Annotated in this window: 1 protein-coding gene; it reads left to right on the forward strand. The window is 51.3% G+C overall.

All coding sequences use genetic code 11. The features are described 5' to 3' along the window. Positions 1-233: 233 nt before the first annotated feature. Positions 234-26822 carry an Ig-like domain-containing protein gene (locus tag XMD579_RS11245; protein WP_217364126.1) on the forward strand — a complete coding sequence of 8863 codons (26589 nt, stop codon included), beginning with the start codon at positions 234-236 and terminating at the stop codon, positions 26820-26822.

Consider the following 26822-nt stretch of genomic DNA (forward strand, 5'->3'; position numbering starts at 1 on the left):
GCGTTGAGTTTATCGTTAACTTCTCTGAAGCGGTCGATCTGGAAGGCGATGCGCCTTCACTGTCACTGAGCAACGGTGCCACGGCTGAGTATGTCAGCGGTGCGCCGTCTAAACAGCTGCTGTTCCGTTACACCGCCCAAGAGGGTGATGCCAATGCTCAAGACCTCGACGTTCTGAGCTTTGATGCACCTAACAGCACACTGATTTCACTGTCAGGCACCGGCGAAGCGTCAGTGTCACTGTCACAGATCACCACAGTGGCGGCTAAATACGATATTACCTTTGACGGTGAGCGCCCAGAAGGTGTGATCACCTTTGATAGCGACGCCTTGATTGCCGGTGAGACCTCGGGTGTCACAGTGACCTTCGCTGAGTCTGTCACCAACCCTCGTGATGCCATCATTGTCAGCAACGGTACGCTGTCACCGCTGGTACCGGTGGAAGGCACAGTCATTCCGCGTACTGTGTGGAAGGGTGTGTTTACCCCAACGCTGAAGATCGAAGCCGATGAGACGACGCTGGTGCTGGATAACAGCCTGGTGACTGACAATGCCGGTAATACCGGTACGGGTCTGAGTGTCTCTAACCCGATCTCTATCGATACCCTGGGTCCTGTCGCAGAGCTTAGCTCTAGCGTGCTCTACAACGGTAACCGTCTGATCACCATCGATTTTGGTGAGCAAGTGACTGACTTTGATGTGAACGACATTGTCGTGACCAACGGCATCAAAGTGACCAGTGGCTTTACTGAAGTTCAAGCAGGGCAGGTCTACACTCTGGAAGTCGCGCCTACCGCGGCAGCACAGGATAATCCTACCGGTGACGTCACCGTCACACTGCGTAAAGGCACGATGACCGACAGCCTGGGTAACCTTAACGCAGAGCAGTCGATTGCGCGTCCTTGGGATATCCGTGCGCCTGAAATTACCCGTATCAATGCCGAGAGCGGTTCCTACACCGCCGGCGATACCATCGCGATTGCTGTTACCTACGATGAGATCGTCAATGTTGATGCCGTGAACGGCACACCGTTCCTTGCCCTGAACAACGGCCAGGTGGCTGAGTATGTGCGCGGTAGCGAGAGCAACACGCTGGTGTTTGAGTACACCGTGGTACAGAACGATCAGGTCGATGCGCTCAATGTGCAGGCACTGGTGAAAGACGGTGCCAACATTACTGACAATGCGGGTAACGACGCTAAGACTTACATCACTCCCGGTGCCAACCTCTCCAACCATGCAGTGGTTGAAATTGATGGCGTTGCGCCAACGATTGTCACCATCTCTGCGGCAGAGGACGCGCTGTACCTAGCAGGTGACAGCGTTGAACTGACAGTTCAGTTCAGCGAGAACGTCTACATCGACTTCACCAACGGTTCACCGATTCTGGCACTGAGTAACGGTGCGGTCGCTGAGTATGTCGATGGTGACGGTTCAAGCTTCCTGAACTTCCGCTACACCGTTCAGCCAAATGACTTCGATACCACCGATCTAGATGTACATGCACTGATCACTAACGGCTCGGTGTTTAAGGACATCTCCGGCAACGAAGCCAATATGGCGATCCTGAGCGACAACAGCCGTCTGGCGTACCGCTCGGATGTGGTGGTGGATGCTGCGACACCGTACATCAACACCATCTCTGCCAACGCCGGTCACTACAACGAAGGCGAGATCATTGATATCGCCCTGGGTTGGAACAAACCGGTTGAGATGAACGATGCGCTGGGTACCCCAGAGCTGAAACTGAGCAATGGCGAAATCGCCACCTACAACGCCGCAGCCTCTACACCAACACGCCTAGTCTTCAGCTATGCCGTTAAAGCGACTGATTTTGAGTCGGACGCACTGGCGATTGCTGAACTGCGCACCAATTACGCGACTTTCAACGGCGTTGTTGCTGGTGAATCTGCTGACCTGACCCTGCCAAACGGCGGTGCGATCGCGCAGGCTGAAGGCGGCATCTTTATCGATCTGACGCTACCAGAAGTAGAGTCTATCAGCGTTCTCGACGAGAACGGTTCTGCAGATCTGAGCGCGGGTGAAGCGGCAACGCTTACCATCGAATTTAATGGGGCGATCAAAGAGCTGCGCCCAGAGTTCTTCAACATCGAGAACGGCGCGCTGAGTAACCTCAGCAGTGAAGATGGCGTGACCTGGACAGGCACGTTCACTCCGCTGAAAGACACGCAAGCCGGTGAGCAGACTCTGAGTCTGGATCTCACCAAAGTTTCTGATTTGGCAGGCAACTTTGGCCTCGGTCAGTCACAAGATGCTAACTACACCTTGGATAGCGCTTACCCAACCGTGACCATCCGCTCGGATGCGGACGGCATCGTTAATGGCGATGTGCGCATGGTGGTGAACTTCTCTGAGTCGGTGCAGGACTTTGACCTGAGCAAGCTCAGCGTCGAAGGCGGTAGCATTGATCAGTTAAGCCTGGAGACACCGGATAACTCGGGTCGTCCTGAAGGCGAATATAGCTTTGTTGTAACCCCAGACCGTAATAGCACCCAGCCGATTAAAGTGCGCGTGATGGATGGCGTTGTCACTGATGAGGCCGGCAACCCCAACAAAGCGTCGGATGTTCTGCTCCAGCCAGTCGATACGGTAAAAGCGAAGATCGAAGGTATCCACGCTGAGGCCGGAGCCTATGCGGTGGGTGATACCGTTCAGTTGACGGTTAAATTCAGTGAATCGCTCGACTTCGAATCGGCGCCAGAACATGCCCCTTCACTCTTTTTAAACAACGGTAAACAGGCTGTTTACCTGAGCGGTGCGGGCACAGACACCTGGACCTTCAACTACGAATTTAGTGAGCCTGCGGCCTCTGCAAACCCTCTGCAGGTGCTGGCGTTCCTCGAAAATGATGCAAAACTCGTCGATGTTGCCCACAACCGTGCCAACGTCAGCCTGAACAGCACAAACCGCCTGCAGGAGACTGTCATCGTTGATGGTATCGAACCTCAGGCTGTTAGTTTTAGCGCAGTAGCGGGTAGTTACGGAATCGAAAATGTCGTTTGGATTCAGATGGAGACCAGCGAATGGGTCAACGTTGATACTGCGTCTGGCCGCCCAACCCTCGAATTGGCCAACGGTGGCGTAGCCACCTACGTGTCAGGTTCCGCATCCAATACGCTACTGTTCCGCTACGAAGTCGAAATGACCGATCACTCAGTTGATGCCCTCGAAGTTAGCGGCATCAACATGAACGGCGGTTTGATCTCTGATGCAGCGGGCAACGCCGTTGCTGCTTTTGGATCAGACCTACTGATCAATGCAGATGCGTCACCGGTTGCGGTAGACACCAACGCACCGACCTTGCAGCTGGTTAATCTGGTTGAAGATGCTGGCTCAGAAAACGATGTCCTCAACGATGGCTACTACGGCATCGATACGGTCGTTGCGTTTGATATCCAGTTTGATGAAGCGCTGCTAGTCGATACCAGCGCCGGTGAACCAGTACTTTCGCTGAGTAACGGTCAAACGGCAGCGTATATCGCTGAGCGCTCTGATCTTGCTAACGGCATCATGCGTTTTGAGTACCGTGTTGCTGAGGAGCACATCAATAAAGATTACCTGCGCGTACTGGGCATGGCCGAGCAGGGTGCTCAGATCACTGATCTGGCGGGTAATGACGCTGTGGTTGATATCGATCCGAGCGCGCTGAACTACTCAACGCTGTCGATCGATACCAAACGATTCAATCTAGAACTCACTGACGATCAGCCAGAGATTGCAGCGATTCCGGGTGAGCCGATCACCGTTACGCTAACCTTTGATGAGCCTCCATCAGCCTTTGATGAATCGGTTTTATTCATCAAACCGGCTGATGGCTCCGAAGTTTTGGATGAACAGAACCTCATTCAGCCTGCACCCTTCGATCTTTTTGATACTCACTCCATCGTTGTAGAGGGCAGCCTGACTCAGGTTGATGAGCGCACCTACACCATTCAACTCTCTACCAACAACAACTTCCGCGGTGAGCTCGAGATCAGTGTCGCTGCTGAGGCTGTCGCTGACCGCTCAGGTAACCCGCTGACTCAAGCGGCTGTGCTGGTTCAGCCGGTTGATACGATCACCACGGCCTTCCAAATTACGCCAGTGGCGGGTCCTTTTATTGGCTCGGATGCGAGTGTGCATCTATTTACTGATACCGGTATTGAACTGACCGACGGTCAGGACTACCGCGTTGATTATGAGACCGACGCCGCTGACGGTCAGGTGTTGATCACACTGTTGAACGGTTACCGCGGCCCTATGCTGGTCGAGGTGCGTGACAACTCTTCTGTTTCAACCGACTACATCAACGAGTTTACCAAGCAGTCGACTAGCCTAGATACTTCGCTGCGCGCCATGCTCAGTGTTGATGAAGCAGCACCTGAATCCAAGCCCATCACTGTGATTGTCTCGCCTCTGACAGAGCTGGCCGTGCGTAAAGCCGGGTATGTTGAGGGTGAAATACCCAGCTTGTTGTCTGCAGAACAGCTCGACTACAACGTCAAGATCGCTGCGTTGTTTGGCCTTGAAGGCATTGATATTACCCGCACTCGCGTCACGACAACGCTGGATAAGCAGTTCGACGAGAACGACGGTCTCTCTGCTGGCGAAGCCTACGGTGAAGCACTGGCAGCACTCGCCGTAAAAGATACCGATACCGGCTCTGCTCGCGCAACCATCGAGATGTTAGTGGACGGTATTGTTGAAAACACCGACAACCAAACACTGGAATTCACACCGCTGGCAGCACTGGAGATCGACCAGGCGGCCAATGCCGTTGACCTGATGCAGGATGTGGAAGCCTCAGGTCAGGAGTTTACTGCAGACGATCTAGAGAAAGCGCAAGCGCTGCGTGCTGTTTTACGCACCGCAGCTGATGTTGAGCCGTTCGTAACCATCGAACAGCTTGAGCTGATCGGCGTTCAGGGTGTCAGCGAAAACACCCTTAGCTTGGCACACCGCCTGCTGACTCAGACCGCCGATGACGGTTCGGATGTGGACAGCATCGCCAAAATCGATGCACTGCTCTCTAGTGCTCTGGCTGCACTGGATACGATCACCATCGCCGCTGAACAGAACACCGCTGCAGACGATGTGACGCACGCGCACTATGTAGCGCTGGGTTTCCCAGACTTTTCACCGGTATTTGAGCAGGCATTTGCCAAAGTATTGGATCAAACCGGTATCGGTGCCGCTCAGGTGGGTGATATTACGCTGTTTGAAGCGATGCTTGGCAGCTATCAAAACCTGATTAGCTTTGTGGTTGATCCACAGTCAGTGGATCTAGAGCCAACTCTTGCCGATTACGAGCGCCTTGGCATCACCGGTATCGACAATGACGATATGGTGACCGTACTTAATGGCGGCCTGAGCACCAACACCGAGCTCTCTTATGCGGTGATGGATATCAACGAGCTGCAGTTCTTGGTAGACGACTTTAACGGCTCGATGGATGCAATCCGCCTCTACAGCGAAGATCCAATCGCCAATGCTGATCAGATCCCAACGCTTGAGACATACCAGAAACTGCGTCTTGCCAACATGGACGAGGCGCTCGTTGATAGCATCAACTCCGTGCTGGCTGATAGCGATATCGTGATTACAGCGGACGGTGTGCGTAACGAAACGCAGACCATTATCAACGCGTATAACAGCCTTCTAAGCTTCAATGCTCAGGACGCTGATGCAGTTGCTCCTGCGACTGAAGATTATGCCGTTCTGGGCGTAAAACAGCTCACCGATGATCGTGCAGTTAACTTTGCAACATCGCTGCTCATCAATAAAACCGTCGATCAGATCGACTCAACGGCAGAGCTTGAAGCGATTGCCGATGCGATCAACGCACTGCTCTACACCGTCGATCTTGAAGATGCCTCAACAGCGGCGACTGATGAAAATGCGATTACCGTCGAGCAGTTGAGCTTACTAAATCAAACCGTCACTCAGGCACAGCTTGCCTCTGTACGCGCCTTTATGGCAACCAAGGCCGATACTGATGTGGCCGAACTCACTGAGCTGACTCATCTAGTTGATGCTGTTGTTACCGCAGCAGATCGCATTAAATCCTTCTCTGAAGATCCAGTCGCAGCGTCGGATGTAATCAACGGTGGTCTGGGTGAACCGACTGAGCTTGATTACGAAGTCGTACTCGCAGGCACCGGTACTACCATCTCAGCGCTAGGCGCAATGAACGAGATCCTGGCTGACAGTGATGTGGTCGTTGGTGAGACTGATCTTCAGACTGAGCTGAACTCACTCGTCTCTATTTACAACGTGCTGTACGGCATGGCGGATGGCGGTGAAGTTAACGAAGTTGATGCGCTATCACTGACCGATTATGACACTCTGGGTATCAACGATCTTGATACGACGGACAGTAACGACCTAACGACAAGCTTCCTGAACTCTCTAATGGATGTTCAGAGCAGCGAAGGTATTGATACAGCCGCTGAGCTGCAAGCCCTTAGCAACGCCGTAATCGCTTTGCGCGAGACCGTTGTAAACGGAACTAATACAGAAACTGGCATCACCGTTGATCAGTTGATCCTACTTGGCTTAACTGATGCAACAGAGGCGAACCTGACGGCACTGCAGACCGTAATCGCACGTGATGCGGTTGAGAGCTACAACAACTTTGCAACATTGGCTGATCTTCAATCCGTAGCAACCAACGTCTTTACTGCGCTGAACACGCTAAGCGCGCACACTGCATTGGATGCTGACGCTGCGAATAACCCTACCGAAGCGGTATACGCACAGGCAGGTGTTGCAGGTGTGACTGAAGATAACCTACTGGCAGTTAACGCACAGGTTCGTCTAGCGGCGACATCAGAAGATAAAGACTCGCTTGAAGAGCTAACCGCACTGGTTGAAGCTGCAGATGCTGCAATCGAGTACATCCGTACCACCGTTGCCCCAGAGATCCGTGCTGTTATCGAACTGGCAGATGGTGAGACAGGTCTCACCCTAGACGAGCAACTTGCTGCTTACAGCGCAGCAGGCGTCACTGATGTCACGGAGGATAACCTGCTTGCAGTCAATGCACAGGTGCGCCTGGTGGTTGACATTGCTGGCAAAGACAGTGTCAGTGAGCTGCAAAACCTTGTCACACTGGCTGACGAAGCGCTTGTCTACCTGACAACCGTTGCCGTTGAAACCGATTATGAAAACATTACACAAGAGGCTCAGCTAGCAGCATACAGTGCTGCCGGTGTTCTGGGTGTGACAGCAGACAACCTTCTCGCTGTAAACGCTCAGATGCGTGTTACAGAGAACCAAGCGACAGTGGCTGAAGTTCAAGCGACTGTTACAACTGCAGATGCCGCACTCGCGAAGATCGAAGCGCACGCCGAAGGTGATGATGCACTTGCAATCACCGATTACGAAGCGGTAGGCGTTCTGACGGTTACCGACGAAAATCTATTGGCAGTCAATGCACAGGTTGTCCGTGCTGAAGATCTAGCAGCAGACTCGGTTGAAGAGATCGGCGGTCTAGTTGATGCGGCGAACAATGCATTGGCGTTCATCCTGAGCGACATCGCACCGCTGACGTCTACAGAAACACTAGATGCTACAGCACAAATCGAAGCCTACAACGCTGCGGGCATCACCGGTGTTACAGAAGATAACCTGCTGGCCGTAAATGCTCAGATCCGCAAGCAGCTTGCTGCGGATAGCAACGCAACAGACAATCTCGATACCGTAGCGGATATCCAGGCTAAGGTGACTGCCGCGAATGATACGATCGCATACCTAGACAGCACAGTTGCGCTTGAAGAGGACTACCTAAACCTTACTCAGGCACAGCAGGTCACTGCTTACCATGAAGCGGGTGTTCTAAGCGTCACAGCTGACAATGTTCTAGCGGTCAACGCGCAGATGCGTCTAGAGACGACAGCCGAGAACAAAGACGCTGTTGCAGAGATCGAAACCATCGTTGGCCTAGCGAACGATGCAATTACATACCTTAGCACTACAGTTGCGCCTGAACTGAACGTAGAGATAATCACGCTTTCAGATCAGTTGGCAGCATATGGCGCAGCAGGCATCACAGGCGTATCTGAAGATAACCTTCTTGCCGTTAACGCACAGAATCGTCTAGTAACAGATGGTACGCTGAAAGATAACGTCGATGAGCTACAAGCGCTTGTGACTGATGCAAACGATGCGATCACTTACCTAGCAACTGTTGCAGATGAAACTGCAGCACCAGAGACTATCGCTGAGGGTGAAACAGGTATCACACTGGCAGACCAGCTAGCCGCATACAGTGCAGCGGGTATCCAAGGTATCACTGTAGAGAATCTACTCGCGGTTAACGCACAGTTCCGTGTGGCAACCGATAAAGCGACTGTGAACCAGATTCAAACGATCGTAACGCAGGCGAATACTGAACTTTCACAGATCGAAGAGTTCGCAGCAGATACAGAAACGGTACTAGCTGAGACTGACTACTCGGATGTGGGTGTGACCGGAGTATCTGAAGATAACTTGCTTGCTGTAAACGCGCAGGTACTTCTTGCTGTAGATGGTGATGCAGATTCTGTCTCTGAAATCCAAGATATCGTGACCGATGCAAATGATGCATTGGCTTACATCTTGAGCGACATCGCACCGCTGACGTCTACAGAAACACTAGATGCTACAGCACAAATCGAAGCCTACAACGCTGCGGGCATCACCGGTGTTACAGAAGATAACCTGCTGGCCGTAAATGCTCAGATCCGCAAGCAGCTTGCTGCGGATAGCAACGCAACAGACAATCTCGATACCGTAGCGGATATCCAGGCTAAGGTGACTGCCGCGAATGATACGATCGCATACCTAGACAGCACAGTTGCGCTTGAAGAGGACTACCTAAACCTTACTCAGGCACAGCAGGTCACTGCTTACCATGAAGCGGGTGTTCTAAGCGTCACAGCTGACAATGTTCTAGCGGTCAACGCGCAGATGCGTCTAGAGACGACAGCCGAGAACAAAGACGCTGTTGCAGAGATCGAAACCATCGTTGGCCTAGCGAACGATGCAATTACATACCTTAGCACTACAGTTGCGCCTGAACTGAACGTAGAGATAATCACGCTTTCAGATCAGTTGGCAGCATATGGCGCAGCAGGCATCACAGGCGTATCTGAAGATAACCTTCTTGCCGTTAACGCACAGAATCGTCTAGTAACAGATGGTACGCTGAAAGATAACGTCGATGAGCTACAAGCGCTTGTGACTGATGCAAACGATGCGATCACTTACCTAGCAACTGTTGCAGATGAAACTGCAGCACCAGAGACTATCGCTGAGGGTGAAACAGGTATCACACTGGCAGACCAGCTAGCCGCATACAGTGCAGCGGGTATCCAAGGTATCACTGTAGAGAATCTACTCGCGGTTAACGCACAGTTCCGTGTGGCAACCGATAAAGCGACTGTGAACCAGATTCAAACGATCGTAACGCAGGCGAATACTGAACTTTCACAGATCGAAGAGTTCGCAGCAGATACAGAAACGGTACTAGCTGAGACTGACTACTCGGATGTGGGTGTGACCGGAGTATCTGAAGATAACTTGCTTGCTGTAAACGCGCAGGTACTTCTTGCTGTAGATGGTGATGCAGATTCTGTCTCTGAAATCCAAGATATCGTGACCGATGCAAATGATGCATTGGCTTACATCTTGAGCGACATCGCACCGCTTACGGCAACAGATTCAACGGATGCGTCAACTCAGATCACAGCATACGAAGCAGCTGGTATCACAGGTGTTACAGAAGATAACCTGTTGGCAGTTAACGCTCAGATCCGTAAGCAGCTGACAGCAGATGTTGAACTAGACGCACCAACGGAAAACTTAAACTCAGTTCTTGAGCTTCAGGCTAAAGTCACTTCAGCAAACGATGCCATCGCTTACCTTGAATCTGATGTCCAAGTTGAAACCTACGCCCTTGATGATCTCTCAGGTGGTGAAGCCGCTCTTACAACGACAGAGCAGCTAGCAGCCTATGCAGATGCTGGTGTGCTTAACGTGACAGTCGATAATCTATTGGCCGTTAACGCGCAGATGCGTCTTGAGACCACCACAGGTAATAAAGACTCTGTCGCTGACATTCAAACCATCGTTGGTCTGGCTAATGATGCCATAGCGCTGATTGAAACCTTCAACAACTCAGACGGCGCAACCGATCTGGGTAATGGCAACACTGCACTGAGCACCGACGATTACGCGGCGGCAGGTATTCTAAACGTGACTGCAGATAACCTAGTGGCAGTGAATGCGGTGATCCTAGGTTCTGCGACAGGCGAAACCACTACGGTTGGTGATATCCAGACGATCGTGAATAACGGTATTCAAGCCCAGCTTGATGCCATGGCGAAGATCTCCGATTACGCCGATGCCTATGTTGTAGGCACTGAAACGACAGCGGGCGATGCGTCAACCAAAGCGGTTCAGACTATCGATCCGGGTGTATTGGCAGCGGCTGATGGCTATACGCTTCACCTAGGTACTGTAACGCTTGAGACAGGTGCTTTTGCCTCTGCGCCAACCGTTGCAGAGATGATCACAGCTTTCCAAGCAGATTCAGCCTACACACTCGCGCCGTTCACTATTGCTGATAACGGCAGTGGTCTGCTTGAGATCACCTTCAAAAACTTCGGTGTTCATAGCAACATGGGTGAACTGCACACAGCACGCCCAACACTGGAAGATTTTGTCACAGCGGGTGTAACGGGTCTTACTGAGAAACAGCTGTACGCAGCCGTTGACTTAGTAGAACAGAAAGCACCTGATCAGGTTGATCAGCTAGCTGAAATTCAGACGGTTGCGACGAACGCAGCGACCGTTCAGGCCAACAACTTGAATGTGGTGCTGAACTACGCCATCGATAGCGCAAACACTAAACCAACTGTAATGACCTACAAACTTGCAGGTCTGACTGCAGTAACCGAACTGACGCTTCCAGCCATCAACAAGTTGATTGCACTGGAAGACAGCAACACTGTTTACGACTTCGATACAGCGGCAGCTATCGTTAACGCAGGTGTACAGGCGTACACGGATGCACTGCTGAAGATTGCGAACCACGCAAACGAGCTAGCGGATGCTCCAGTACCAACACTGGACGATTACGAAACAGCTGGTATCACAGGCCTAATCGCCGATGATATCGATATGATCAACGCGCTGATCATTCAGCGTGAAGCGGACGATGATGGCATCGCGACCACCTCATCAGGCATCCAGAGTGTTGTAAACGCAGGTCTTGCTGCTGTATTCAAACTTCGCGATGCAGCGGAAGGTAATACAGCGGTTGATAACCTCACGGAAGATGACTACACAGCAGTAGGTATAGACGCTGCTGACATTCCAGATGTAGCTGCACTGAACAGCTCACTTGATAGTCAGCCAGTAAATGGCGTGATTGCACGTAACTTCTCGACGCTATCAAGTGTCGTTGCAGCGGTTAAAAAGCTCGTCGAGATTGCTGATGGTACCGATGGTAACGCAACGGATGTGATGACTGCGGATGACCTAATCGCCATGGGTCTAACAGGCCTGGAAGCGACAACCGGTGAGTCGGCTAAACAGAGCGCCGCGATCGCGATCTTCAACGATCTGGTGGATACCAAAGCAAACGCGGATGTTGGTACCGTTGCCGAGACGCAGGCGCTTTACAACGCAGTACAGGCAGCCCTTCGCACCGCGATGGGTGAAACACCTAAGATCACCAAGGAACAGCTGAAACTACTCGGTTTTGATGTTGATAACGCCGATAGCAACGTGCTTACGGATGTTACCGACGACAACCTAACAGCGATTCAGCAGGTACTTGTTAATCTTGCGATCGATACAGACTTCAGTGCGCTGACAGATCTCGCTTCACTAAAAACGCTAGTTAACGATGCAATCGCAGCAATGAATGCGATTTCAACAGCGGCGGGCAGCAATGATGCCTCAGCGATTGTTGATGTCACCACCCTGAATGATATGGGTGTGACTGATGTGACGGACTACGCTGCGATCAACAGCGTACTTGAACTGGCGAGCACCACAACAGCGAAAGTATCGAACTACGGTCAGATTAAAGCGATCGTCGATAGCTACAATCTAATTCTGAAAATGGCCAATGATGGCACCGTTGAAGCTGAAGCTCAGGATTACGACAACATTGGTATCACCGGTGTAACTTCAGCGGATGAAGTCGCTCTTGTTAACAGCTACATCATCGCTAAGAACGACAGCACTCGTGTTAATACGGTGACCGATCTTCAGAACCAGGCAACCGCACTAACAACGATGTTAACACTGGCTGAAGAGAGCGATGTCGTTGGTATCGATAATGCAACAGCGACAGCGCTAACACTTACCGACCTAGAATATCTGGGCTTTACCACCGCACCTGCAACACCAGCGGTATCGGGCACAGAGATTAGTGCAGTTAACCTAGACTCAATCCGTCTAGCAATTGCCAACACCGCAGATGATCACTCAGATATCCTAGATTTCACCGCTCTTGAAACGCTGATCTACGATACAGCGACTTCGGCGAACGTGATTCAGGCATACGCCGCAGCAAATGATGGTGCTAACGCACCAACTGCTGCTGATTTCGCCGCTATTGGTGTGGCTGGAGTAACCGATGCGAACGTAGCTGCGATCAACTCGTCACTCTCCACCAGCGGTGTGCTCGATAGCATCGCAAGCAGCGTCGCAACCGACACACAAGACATCGTCGATGCCTGGGCTAAAGTCGAAACGCTCGCCGATGGAGGCGTAGATAGTGTTGATGTCGCGCAACAGACAGTAGACATAATTCCTGAAACAAATACCCCATCAGGTACGGCAACATCGATTACTCAAAATGGCTTTACCATATCGACAGAAAGTGTGTTCGGCAGTACCTGGGCACTTAATGAGGCATTTGATAATGACCTCGGGTCAGGTTATGCAAATGCCGATGGCGATCCTACTAATGTCCTTATTATTGATGCGGATAAGGCGTATCAACTCTCTGGATATACGCTTAAATCTACAAATGCCGGATACCCTAAATCTTGGACACTTGAAGGTTCAAACGATAGTTTGACGTGGACTATTCTAGATACGCAGACTGACTCGCAAGAAACTCAGAACACGAGCCACACATATCTTTTTCCAAGTGCAACAACAGATGCATACCAGCAGTACAGGTTCAACGTGACCGCTACAGGAAACGGTAACGAACTAGAGTTATTAAACTTCGAACTGTTGATAGATGAGGTCAGTTACACGGTTTACAACAGTGATGATGACTTAGACGGTTTTGTTGGTATTGACGATGATATTCAGTTAGCGACGGCAAGCGACTTTGCAGCGTTAGGCATAACTGGGTTGTCTAATGCGGCGGCCTCATTTTTGAGTCATCTGATTGACGAGCGTAACCTCACGGATGTCGGTGATATTGCGGCATTACAGTCGTTGGCTGATGCCGTTGAAGCGCTCTTGGCGACCAACACTGTCGATGATGGTTCATCCACTGCGGCCGGGGGTGATGTCACGCGGGCGCAACTTAATCTGCTTGGCTTGAGCCTTGTTGATGATACGAACTATGCCGGTGTCATCACGTATTTAAAGGGCAATGGTGATCTTAACTACGCAACCGTTGATCATTTTGCGAAGGTCAAAGCTGACATTGTTGCCAACCTAGACAACCTCTCGGAGATTGAGAAGGCCGCGGAACTCAATACCGCGACCACCAGTTACCCGACGTTAGCCCAATGGGACACGATTAACGGCCTGGATGCCTCGACCGCTGATGATGTGACGTCGTCTAATCTTGCTGCAATCAACTCGCTGCTCAATACGACGGAGGTGACGGGAGCAACGGTCAGTAACACGGCGACATTGCGCACGCTGATTACGTTGTACAAGAGTGTTCTGACGGCGGCGACCTCAGGCGGCGCGGCGGCAGCGTTAACGCAGTCGGAGTATGAGTCGATTGGTGTGACAGGTTTTAGCACGACCACAGCGCGTGCTGCAGCCGAGGTAACTGTACTCAACGAGGTGATCTCGAGCTTTACGGATAACACTCGGGTTGATCGTATTAATGAGGTGGTGGGTATCCGCAAAGCGGTGACGGCTCTGATCGATACCGTTGAAGGCAAAACGCCCGCGATTACCAAAGCTCAGCTGGGCTTATTGGGCTTTGATCTCGACAACGCCGATGCTGACGTGGCAACACCCTCGGTAACTGACGATAACCTTAGCGCAATTCAGAAGGTCCTGAAAGATACAGGTATTGGCACCGATTACGATACCGTCGATACGCTTGCCAAAGTCCAGGCGCTGGTTGACGGTGCTGTGAACGCCCTAGAAGCAGTTAAAGCAGAAGCGGACGCGAATGATTCAGATTCAGTGACCGTCGCTCAACTTGAAGCGATGGGTGTTGAGGGTGCTGATGATTCTGGAACAGCCAGTGATAACATTGCGCTGATCAATAGCATCCTAGATAGCGCTGTTGCATCAAGCGAAGTCAACACACTGGAAAAGGTTCAGAAGCTTGTTGATATCGCAGCCAAAGTTGTTGCGCTGGCTGGGGATGCCTCTGCAGCCAAACTAACACAGGCAGAAATTGCGCTGATTGGTATCAATGATATGGACACCGATGCTGAAGTTGCGCTTCTGAACGATCTAATCGTGGCGGATACTACTGCTCAGGCAACCGTAGCTGAAATTCAAACATTCGCAGATGTGGCATCTAAAGTGTTGGTGAACGCCGCGCTTGAAACAACAGCAACCTTTGATGACACCAATGCGCTGACAGCTACTGAGCTTGAAACTCTCGGTTTCACTAACGATACAAATTCACCGCGCACGCTGACCGCTAATGGTGCAGCGAGCGACTCTGTAAATGCAGAGAACCTAGGCTTAATCCGCCTAGCGATTGCCAATACAGCGAACGATTATTCAGGCGTAAACCGCCTCACCAAACTGACCACACTTGTTACAGACGTTGCCACCGCAGCCAACAAACTTGTGAACTTTGCTGAATCTGTTCCTACCCCTACAGATGCTGCACTGATCCCAACCGTTGCTGACTTCGAAGCGATTTTTGTAACAGGTGTGGACAGCACTAATTTGGCATCTGTACTGGATGTCTTAGCGCAGTCTAGCGTCACAGTATCTAGCGACATTCAGGCTAAGGTTCAGGCGGTTGTTAATAGCTACAACCTTATTCTGACAGCTGCTGATGCGACCGATAACGACACATCAACAATTGCTGAAACGGATTACACCAACCTGGATGTAACGCTCAGCGATGATGCCGTGATCAAAACAGCTCAGATCAGTATTCTGGGGGACATTATCGATATTCAATCGAATGACGATGTCGATACAGTCACTGAGCTACAAACTATCGCGGATAACATCAAAGCGGTGCTGGATACAGCGGTACTTGCCGATGGAACAGATCCGGCTACCAACGGTGTTACCTTTGAACAGCTGAACGGCCTAGGAATCAGTGGCGCTACTGCCGATAACATCGCAGCGATCCGTATCGCGCTGATGAACAAAGGCAGCGATACCAACCTGAGCTCTATTGATAGTTATGACGAACTGAAGTCGTTGGTAAACAACGTGATCAACGCACTCGAAATCTTAGCGAACTACGCTGCTGATGAAGTGGCCGCAGAGCAGATTCCAGATGTAGATACATACAACTACGCGACCTTCCTAGAAGTCACCGGCGATAACTTTGAGGCGGTACAGCGTGAGCTGATTGCGGCTGAGCGTGATGATGCCGATACCACCGCCAAGTTGCAGGCGGTTGTGGATGCGGGCTTGGCGGTTCAGAAAGCTGCGCTTGAGAAGATCGTGGCCTACAGCACTCCGGTTGCCAGTGGCACGGTCGTGGATGCAGGCGATAGCACAATCAACGCAAATGGTAGCCTCAACGATGCCACCCCGCGCCACCTGAGCATGGATCTGACGGGGCTATTGGCCACCGACAGCTTCACCCTGCGTGTTGGCAGTGACACCTTGGTCACTGAAGCTCTAGCAACGGCTGATGCAGCGACCTTGGTTGCGGCCCTAGAGAGCGTAACGGGTTATGATGATCTAGCCTTTAGTGTGCGTGCTGATGGCGAGGTGCTGCACATTGAGTGGAAAGACTGGGGTGCCTATGGCGCTGCAGCCACATTGCGTGCCGCACAACCGAGCCTAGATGACTATCTCCTATCGGGTGCCCAGTTCCGCACTAGTAACGGCATTGATGCCGACAACCTCTATGCGGTGAACAAGGTCGTTGAAGGAAGCACCTTCACGGCAGTGACTACGAGTAACGTTGCCACGGTCGTGGGTGAACTTGAGACTGAGCTGGAAACAGCAGGGCAGGGCTTGGATGCCCAAACCGCGGCATTGGCAATCATCGAAGCCTACGCCGATGGCGGTTCAACCGCACCCACAGTGGAAGATTACACGCTGGCGCAGGTGACGGGCGTTACTGAAGACAATCTGGTGGCGGTTAATACCCAGCTTAAAGCGCTGAATACCAATATCACGACTACGCATACCGTCAGTGACATTGAAGTCGCGGTTGCCTCGGCCAATACCAAATTGGCAGCCTTTGAAGCGAATACACCAGCCGATCCGCAGGTAGGCTTTACGGTGGCGGAATACGCCGCGGTCGGCCTTGCCACAGGCATCAGCGATGATGTGGCCAACGGCATCGATAACCTGAAAGCCGTCAATGCCCAGGTGGCCTTGGCCGCTGAGGGTGATGCCAACCGGGTGCTCGACCTAAACTACTTACTGGCTAAAGCCGATGCCGCCATTGCCGCTATCGAGGCCTACAACAACGGCACCTTGGGTCGCGAGCTCACCGTCGATGACTACGCCGCCGCAGGTATCACCGGCGTCACACCAACAACACTCTATGCCGTCAACAACGAAGTGAAGTTCGATAGTGCGCTCGTCCTTAACAGCGTCAGCGAAATACAGGCGGTTGTGGATCCCGGTCTGGTAGCGGCTTCGGATGCCCTAACGTACACACTAGCCATTGCTGCCGACGCACAAAGCTTTAGTGAGCTTTCCAGCACGACATCGTCCTTCGTGCCCCAGATCGATAATAACAGCGATCAAGACGCTGCAGGTATCGTTGAGACTTTTTTCAATTGGCACGAACCTAATAATTATGACGCTTATAAGGCCTTTGATAGCAGCACAGGTACAGGCGACAGCAATGGTGCTCACAGTGAAGGCGCTTTGAATGGGTCCAACTCAGCCATTTTGGGTTGGAAGGATCCCGCAACAACACCCACAAATCTTGGCGCATTCCAATCCGTAACGGTTATCGCACGTGCTGGCCTGGGTGGTCGCGTGCCGGGTGAATTCGCTGTTGAGGGATACAATCCCGATACCTCGAACTGGGAACCGATTGGGAGCTTCACCAACACAACCCAAGGCGGTTTTTCCGTTACGAGAGAACAGCTCTTAAACAAACCCTATGACGCCTACGACTTTCCAGAGGAAAAGCTTTACTCAGGGTTCCGCTTGGTTATCGATACAACGGCCAACCAAGAAAATTCTGGGTCTGATGGTTACATTAATATTAACCAGCTTACGTTTAATACCAAGACCCCGATTGATAATAGCTACGTTACTGCCTCTTTAGAGGACCTAAATACCGCCGGCTTACTAGGCGTATCAACTGATAACTATGCAGCGGTCGTAGAGCAAATTGCACGTACCCAGCCAACTGATGCAGCTGGCTTACAGGCGGCAGTGGGTTTGGCTGACGCTGCGATACAGTTACTAACCGATTATGAAGACGGTGACACAGCCTTAACGGTGGATGACTTTGTGGCTGCCGGCCTTGAAGGAGTTGACACCTATAACCTTGAGTTTGTTGTTGCGCGTTTGGAAGCCCAGACCGATGCGGCGTTGAAAGACACCTGCAGTGAGTTGCAATCCATTGTGACCAGCGGTGTAAGTGATTACCGCGGTGAGCTTGATACGCGGATTAATACTTTCGCCAATGATCCGATCACTGTTTTCACTGCCGAAAGCGGTGGTGACGACAACGCGCTATTTGATAATACTGTCCTTGCCGCCTCAACCGATTTGATCAGTGGCGTATCAGCTACGACCGGTCTGGTTGACGGCATAACAAATCAAGACAGCGGCGAAGTGCTGAGCAGCGAGATCACGCTAGGCGCCGAAGCCAGCGGCAATACACGTTTGCGCTTTGAGAGTTTAAAAGCGGCATTCAACAGCGATGTAGTGGCGACCCTGCCTGAAGAGTTCGTGGTGAAGGGACGCCTCGACTACACCGCCGACGCCTCTATTTGGTATGACCTGGCAACGTTCACACGATCTACAGTCGATCTCATGCCGGCAGGTGCCACCACCAATACGGTAGATGGCGTGACGTCTTCTTCTTCTAATGATGCGGGTTTCTACTATCGTGCCTACGATGCGCTAGACGATGTCGTCGCTACGGCTAGTAACAATCAAAACTCTTGGGCTGTTACCCAAGATGGTGTCGAGTGGTGGCAAGTTGATTTGCCCAGCGAAAAACTGGTTACTGAGTTCTCCATTACCGGCGTAGCAATGCCCGCGCGTGGTCCGGGTGCTTTTGTACTCCAAGGTTTTGATGGTGCAAATTGGGTCGATCTTGATGTGGGTGGGCAGAATTTAGCGACACCCACCAATATGTCGGAGCTGATTGATCAAAGCGGCAGCTTTGAGCTGCAAAGCGGTAGCAGTCAGTACATCGATGTACCTGACATCACCATGGATGGTGATTTCACCATGCAATTCTGGGTTAATCTGGAAGGAACAACACCTGATGAATGGTCCCGAATTTTTGACTTTGGCTTAGGTGAGAATAACACCAATGTTTTGCTTGCATTTGATGGCAGCAATGGTCTGAGATTTACCACAAATATTAGTGGTGGTACGCAGGCACGTGTTTACACTCAAGCAGGTGTTTTACCTAACACCGGGTGGCATCAAGTTACAGTCAGTTTGGAAGACGATAAAACACCCCACATTTATATCGACGGTACCGAGATCGCGACCGTTAATCAAAGCACTGGTGCAGGTCTGACGGCGGGACAGCTGCACACCTTCTCTAACACCACACTGACAAGCAATTTCATTGGCAAATCGAATTGGCCAAATGGTTACCCCACCATGAAAGTGGGTGAGGTACGTATTTGGGATAAGGCGCTCACGCAAAGCGAGATCGATGCAAGCTTGCTGTCGCCGTTGAATGGTGATGAGGCGGGTCTTGAATATTACCTAAAGGCCTATGACGGCACGCTTGAAAACCATGCCACAAACTCCAGCATGGGGTCTGCTACACCCATTAATGGATCTCAATATTTAAGTGAGTACTCGGATACCCAGACGTTAACGGGTACTGAATCGCTGATTGCGCAAAATGGTGCAGTGGATTTTAACAACGGCGCCATAGACTTAGGTGATATTACCTTGGGTGGCGCTGTAACGTTGCAGGCTTGGGTAAACCTAGATGGCAACACGCAATCAGCTATGTCGCGGATTTTTGATTTAGGGAACGGTGCGGCCAACTCCAATCTCATTTTAGGCTTTAACACAAACAATAAGCTTTACATGAGTGCCTTTGATGGCTCGACTTCGTCAACGAGCACAAGTCCCTCAAGTATCCCTAATAGCGGCTGGCAACACATAACTTTCAGCATCTCGGATGCTGGTGCAGCTACGGTCTATTTAAACGGTGAGGTGTTCCATACCTTTGCTACCCAAGTACCTGACCAAACGACTCGTACCAGTAACTTTATTGGCGACTCAAACTGGTCCCAAGACCCTGCGTTTGACGGCTACATTGGCGAGGCAGCTGTTTGGAACCGTGAGCTTACACAGCAAGAAGTTCAGGCCAGTATGTTGGCGGCACCCACACTGACTGATAGTGATTTGGTCGCCTATCTGCCGCTCTATGAGGGTGAAATCTACAATGCTGTTGCGGGTAGTGACGTCGTAACCGCTAACTCCGGAGCACAATTTACATCTGCCACACGTGACTGGGATCCGCGCGAGACCAAGACCTTTGTGGTTGATGAGCCCGGATTGTACTCGAGCTACCGCATTTCCATCCCCAACGATCAGTCACACGACACCCATGTGGGCTTTGATGAAATATCGATGACGGCCTACGACGTGACGTTCAACGCGGCGCCTGCATCCGTTTTTTCAGCCAATAACACGCTCGCCAAAGACCTTGCCTATGACGCGCTGACTGTCAGTGCCTCTGCCGCGGCGTCGGGTGACGCTGCCATGGCTGAACTTAATCTCATTGTCGATCGGGTGACGGCGTCGGAAGGCTTTAGTGTGAGTGACCTCACGGCGCTCAATATCCAGAATGTGGACGCAGATCTGTTACTGGGTTATCAGCAGCGCTTACTTACCACATTCTCAACTGACTACGTCGCCGGTGGTGAACTTCAAGCCATCGTCGACGAGGTGAACACCGCTAGCCAGACAATCATCACGGCTATTGCAACCAATCAGACCGCGTCATTGACGCTCACTGATTTACAGCAGGCGGGTATTCAGGGCGTTGCCGATGCGGCCACGGCGGCTGCGGTAGTGCAAAAGCTTGCGCAACTCACAAGTGTTACGCAGACAGCGCAAATGCAGCACGCGGCTGACGAGATTGCAGTGGTGTTCGATAAGGTTAAGGCCTTTGTCGATGCAGGTATTAGCCAGCCGACCAATGCCGAGCTGGAACTTCTGGGTCTATCAACCTACGAGGCGACTGATTACGCGTCATTAATCAGCACGTTAGACGATCTGAGCGCTGGCGCTATTACCTCCATGGCGGATCTTGAAACGCAACTGCTGGTTGCGGAGCAACTCAAAGCCACGGCCTTGGCAAGGCTCCACGTGGTCTCTGATGCGGCACTCAATACGGGTGATTTCGTCCCCGATCTCGATGCGGCGGGTAATGAGGCCTATGTATTCGGAGCGAGTGTGCGGACAACCTACGACTCAAGAGGTGCGGTTAACGCGTTTGATGATAATACAAGCACACTTTACCACTCGGATACAAACGGTTGGTCTGCAGATCAGTGGGTGGCGTTTGTTGATCCAACAGGTTTGCTTGCGGGTATTCCCACTGCTATTGAATGGGTTGGCAGATCGAGTTTTGGAGCGCGTATCCCCAATAACTTCCTCTTTGAAGGCACAAATGACGGCGGAGCGACCTGGGAAATCATCGAGCGCTTCGATAACGACACCCTGACGTCTGGTGAGCTGTCATTTGCGGTTGCTATTCAAAACCGAGGTCAGAGTTACAGTGGTTTCCGGCTCTATTCAGAAGATTTAATGAGTAGTGCGAGCGAGACGAACAGTCTCAATTTGACCGAACTCCGCTTCATCGTAAAGCAGACCGCGACAGTTGAAGCGTATGCGCTTGCCGGCATTAACGGCGTGACTGAGGCTAATCTGGATTACGTGAGTGCTTACCTGCGCACTGCGGGTGCGGCCGATACTGTCACGCCAACACTGACCACTTTGCAGACACGCGTATCAGACGCTGAGGCGCGGGTTGCCAAACTCGAGGCCTGGCAAGGTGGAGACGCAAGCGCCGCATGGACCCGCGCCGACCTCGTCGCTTTTGGCTTTGAGGATTGGATTGCCGAAGATGATATTAATCTCAATGGCTTGTTAGCGATATTGGGTGATAGCGACACCGGATCGAGCTATGCTGAAGTCGTGTCCGTGTTGGGCACTGCAGCTGCAGCGTTTCATGCACAGATTGCGCGATTTGAAGCGCACTTGTCGGCAGGTGGTGTCGATACTGCGGCCACAGAAGTAGATTTCGTTCCTGACTACGACCTCAGTAATGAGGCGAAGGCAGGACTGGTCTTCGATGCGACGGGTCCACTTTATGGAAACAATGGTTCTGACTACACGAAATATGCAACTACCTGGGGCGCAAACAATGTCTTTGATAAACAGTATTCAACGTCTGCTACCACTACCGGAGTAGGCTGGCATAGCGGTGCTGGAAAACCCGAATTCATCGGTTGGCGAAGCGAGGATTTATCGAGCGCGCAGGTACTCACCCGTGTTGTATTTGATGCAAGAGCAACTTATGGCGCGAGAGTTCCCAACCAGTTTGATCTACTGGGTTGGACGGGCAGTGACTGGGAGCTGATTAGAGAAAATCTCACAAATACAGCAAGCGACAGTGGCAGTGGTGTGAGCATTGATATTGATTATGACGTAAACAATCCTGCAAAAGCGTATACAGGGTTCGCCATCCGTATTGATAGTTCTAACGATGCCGATGGCTGGATTAACCTAGACGAACTTTTGTTCTACACCAAGCCGGCAACATTTGACGTTAACGAGACGCAACTTGCCGCACTGGGCTTTGAGGGACTGTCGTCTGCTCAAGCCGCTATTTTTAGTGATCTCGTAGAAAAAGCGAGTGGTGCAGCCCTGACCACTACCATGGAGCGCTACGCTTACCTGCAAACTGTTCACACGAACCTTGCGCAGCTTGAGGCTTATTTTGATCAAGCCTCACTGTTTGCCGCAGGTGATGACAGTCAGAAACTGACGCTGTCCGAATATCAAGCATTTGCGGTTCTGCTGGCTGACCTAGACATAGATTTTGAAGCGCCGATCGACGCATCGGTAGCGGCAGCTATCGATGTGGCACTGCGTGATACAGGTAATCTAGTTGACGTAAGCCATGCCTTGCGGGTTATGGAAGTGGCCGTCGGGAGATACTTCGACGCCGCAGCGAAGGCTTCTGATTATCTTGATCGCAACGCATACAGTGTCGGCGTTGAGGGCAGCGAAGCTAACTTCCTTGACGCGCCGTTAACAGCTGACGGGCAGGGCGCTGTAGCTACTGCTTCTTACAACTCTACGACATACGTCTACACAGCATTCGATGGCGAAAAGGCGATAGATGACACCGCTGATGCACGTGGCTGGTTCTCCGAGGATAATGCTGGTTTCGCTGTACTGAGTTTGGGCGGTGATTCACGTGGTTGGGATCAGTCTAAGCCGGCAGAGATTCTAAAAGAGGTAAGAATTTGGCCAAACTCATCTAACGCTAACTGGCGCAATGGTGCGCCGGAAGAATTTAACGTGTGGGGCTACAATCCAGAGAGTGATGAGTGGGAGTTAGTCGCCTATTTGCAAGGTCCAAACACTTTGCAGTGGCCAATGAGTTTCAATATTGAATCTAGTACGCCATATAACGGTTTCAGACTGGAAATGCTCGATCATATTGGTGATCTGTCCGAATACGATCAGGTAGATTTTGGCGTATCGGAGGTGGAGTACATAACTCAGAGCGTTGCCACCACGTTAACGCTTTCGGACTACAGGGACCTCGGTTTCGGCAACATAACAGATACAGCCGTACAAGCGATGAACGTTCGTTTGGCATCAGAGATAAAACCAGCGGTAATCAGTCACGCGACGTTGAAGCCGATAGTTGATGATGTGTTGGCACACGAAGCGGCGCTCCAATCAATGATTCGGCACGAAAGTGCCGTAACAGACCCAAGCGTTTACGCGGACGCGGGTCTTGTTGGTGTGAACGCGAACAATATCGACCGAATTAATACGCTACTCCTGAATGACCCACGCGGAGCAGCGCTGCGCTTATCAGAGATTCAAGAGCTCATTGATCATCAGAACCATCAGTTTGAAGCGCTGTTTGATTTTGTTAACGCGATCTCAGCCGACACTGACAACTATCAAAAAGCGCTAGCGGACGGCACATTTGTTGAAAATAATATGACGGCCTCTAGCCCGTTAGTAGACGGGTTTGTGTTTGCTAAATCTTGGTGGGGTCCGGGTTGGGATGCCCATTATGAAATCTTTGATGGTACTGAAAGCGGCGCCGGAAATGGATATGCCAGTGATTACAATGTTGCCGACGTGTATGCGGGGGAGCCGGAGGGCATAATTGGCATCTACGATATCTATCAGTTGATCGGTCCTCGCGTGTTAGACAGCGTGAGCATTAATTTACGTACTACCGGGGAAATAACGACAGGCTTCTGGATACAAGGCTATAACGCCACATGGCAGCGATGGGAGAACATTCATTACAGTGACGCTCATAGTACGAATGCGGGAACGCAAACTATTGATGTAGATAGTGATAAGGCTTACAGCGGATTCCGTCTCTATCTACAAGCGCCCGACGATGGTATCACCGTTATCAATGAGTTGTGGTTCAACACCAAGGGCGCGGACCTTTTCGACGAGGCGGGAATTCAGGGCATAAATGCTTACAACGCGGCCTTTATCTCGGCGGCGCTGGTCACCGCGCAGGCGAGCGACGCTACCTTGTTTAGTTCCAATACGGCGTTGCAGCAGGCCGTGGATGCGGCGCGAGAGGATTTCCTAATTAGTGAAATCAATCGCGTTGTTAACAACAACAACGAAACCCTAACTGCTGATTTCTACTTGGAGCTTGGCTTTAACGACATTGGCGAGGTTAGCCGCTCTTATCTTGACCAGCAGTGGCGAGACGCGGCGACCAGCAGCGATTTAACGGATATCGCTGCCATGACCGCCTTCGTATCACAGCAGGTACTCCAGCCCAGTGCATTGATGAACCTGTTGTCTGAAAAAGCCGAATTCGGTGCTGATCGATCGCTCGCTATGGCTCTTACTACTGTTGGAAATCTAAGGGAGTATGTGCCAAGGCTCAGTGGTGATGTTAGTGGTGTTATTGAAAACAACCCATATCAGGCGGCGTCCTATCCCGCATGGCGTCTCTTTGATGATAGCGGCGCTACATACTTTGCAGACGATGGGAGTTTAACTTCCAGCAATCCACTTCTATTAGGGTATCAGGGTGACGTCACGAGATGGACGCGTATTCAATCTTTCAGCTACGAATACCGTGAGGAGTCAGGATCAACTGACCGCACGCCGAGAGACTTTACGCTACAAGGTCTTGATCCGCTTACGGGATCATGGGTAGATATCCAAACCTACTTCAATACATCTACTAGTAGCGACAAAACATTTTCAGTTGATTCCGATGTTGCGCGTCAAGCATTTGTTGGGTACCGCCTCAACATAACGAGTGCAAACAGCAGTCACAGTAGCTCAAAAGTAAATTTAGACGAGCTTCAATTCAACGTATATGACGTTGTGGTCGACAGTAGTTTGTTCACCGCGCTGGAGTTGCCTATGGTTACGGCGGAGACCAGTGGTGATATTTTGTTGGCGCTGCTCGAACACCCAACACTTGATCTAACAGATCGCACAGCTGTTTTAGCTGAGGCTCGCGCCCAAGCGATTAGCCTGGGTATCGAGCAATATGCTCTGAAAGCTGGCGCCAATGTGGAGGCACCTACCGCTGCTGAATTGGTAGAGGCCGGGTTCACTGATGTTAATGGCGCAAATCTGTTTGCTGTACTGGAAGCTCTTGCATCGAGCCAGGCCGATGGACTGTCGGTAACTGACGCGGTGGCTGCTGGCGTTCAGGCACAGATCAATGCGTTTACCGACCTCACTGAAAACTTCGACGGCACGAGCCAAATTTTCCAAGGTGAGGGTGCCCTGTTCGTGCCCACTAACGGTACCGGTGGTAATTTTAGCGTAACGAGCCAGTGGGACAACTCAACCCACAAGGTTGCCAATGCATTCGACCGAAACACATCGACGTACTGGGCCAATAATCACGCCTTATCACAAGCTAATCCAGAGCAAGTCTCTTGGGTAAGCAATGACCCCAACTATCGGGGCATTGTTCGACAGATAGAACTCGATGTTCGTGATGCTTTCCCAAGTCGTTTACCTGCTGCTTTCGACCTTGAAGGCTGGAATGCGACTAGTGGGCAGTGGGAGTTTATTCAGTCCTTTACGGATAACACGCTCAGCAGCATTGAGCGCTTCGCAGTGGCCAGTAATAAGGCTTACTCAGGTTTTAGGTTGTCTATATCGGCTTCCCAAAAGACCGACAATAGCGACAACTCTAATATCAATCTAGACGAGATACGGTTTGTGGTTGAGCCCATTTCGAGCGCAACCGACTTTGATTACGACTCGACCGCTCCGACCTTGCTGACCTATCAGCAGGCTGGTATTGAGGGTGTGACGATCAGCAATATCGATCGCATCAACGCAGGCGTTAAAGCGGCAATAGATGCTGGTATTACACTTGATTATGATGCGGTAGCGGAGATCGTCTTTACAGAGAGCTGGATACTGTCGGTTGCTGACAATAATCCATCCGTTGCAAGTGATCCCACATTGTTTGCAGCATTGGAATCTGCTGTTGAGGATCTCTATGCTTTGGACGGGTTCGCAACTAAGGTTGAATACGATTCCCAAAAGGCAACTGGCGTTGAGTTGACTGCCGATGAATTATCTTTGCTCGCAGGACAAGCTCTAAACGAGTCTCAAGCACAAGATGCACTAGCGGAGCTTATTGCCTCAGATCATCAAGTGAAGTCTCAACAAACCCTACGACAAATGTTGCAGCACGAAGCGTATGTAACAGATTTAATCGTAAGAGATCAGTACGAGAACGAGCTCGGTGAGCCTGTCCTAGGAGACACAATTGAAGCAATTATTGCTCTGGATGAAGGTTTGGAAGAAGGCGATATTGTAGAGCTAATCATCGATGGTGTTGTGGTCGAGACAAGGTCGCTCAAGGAAGAAGAGATTACGGCCCATCAGACGAAAGTAAGCGTGCAAATTTCTGATCTGTACAACGCACAAAATTTGGACGAGCAACTAGATTTGGTAGTGAGGACAGTGCAGACCGAGACGAATACCAGTGATGACTCAGGTATTTGGCAATATAACTGGCAGTAA

It is taken from the genome of Marinobacterium sp. xm-d-579 (assembly GCF_013282935.1).
In the GTDB taxonomy this organism is placed as follows: domain Bacteria; phylum Pseudomonadota; class Gammaproteobacteria; order Pseudomonadales; family Balneatricaceae; genus Marinobacterium_E.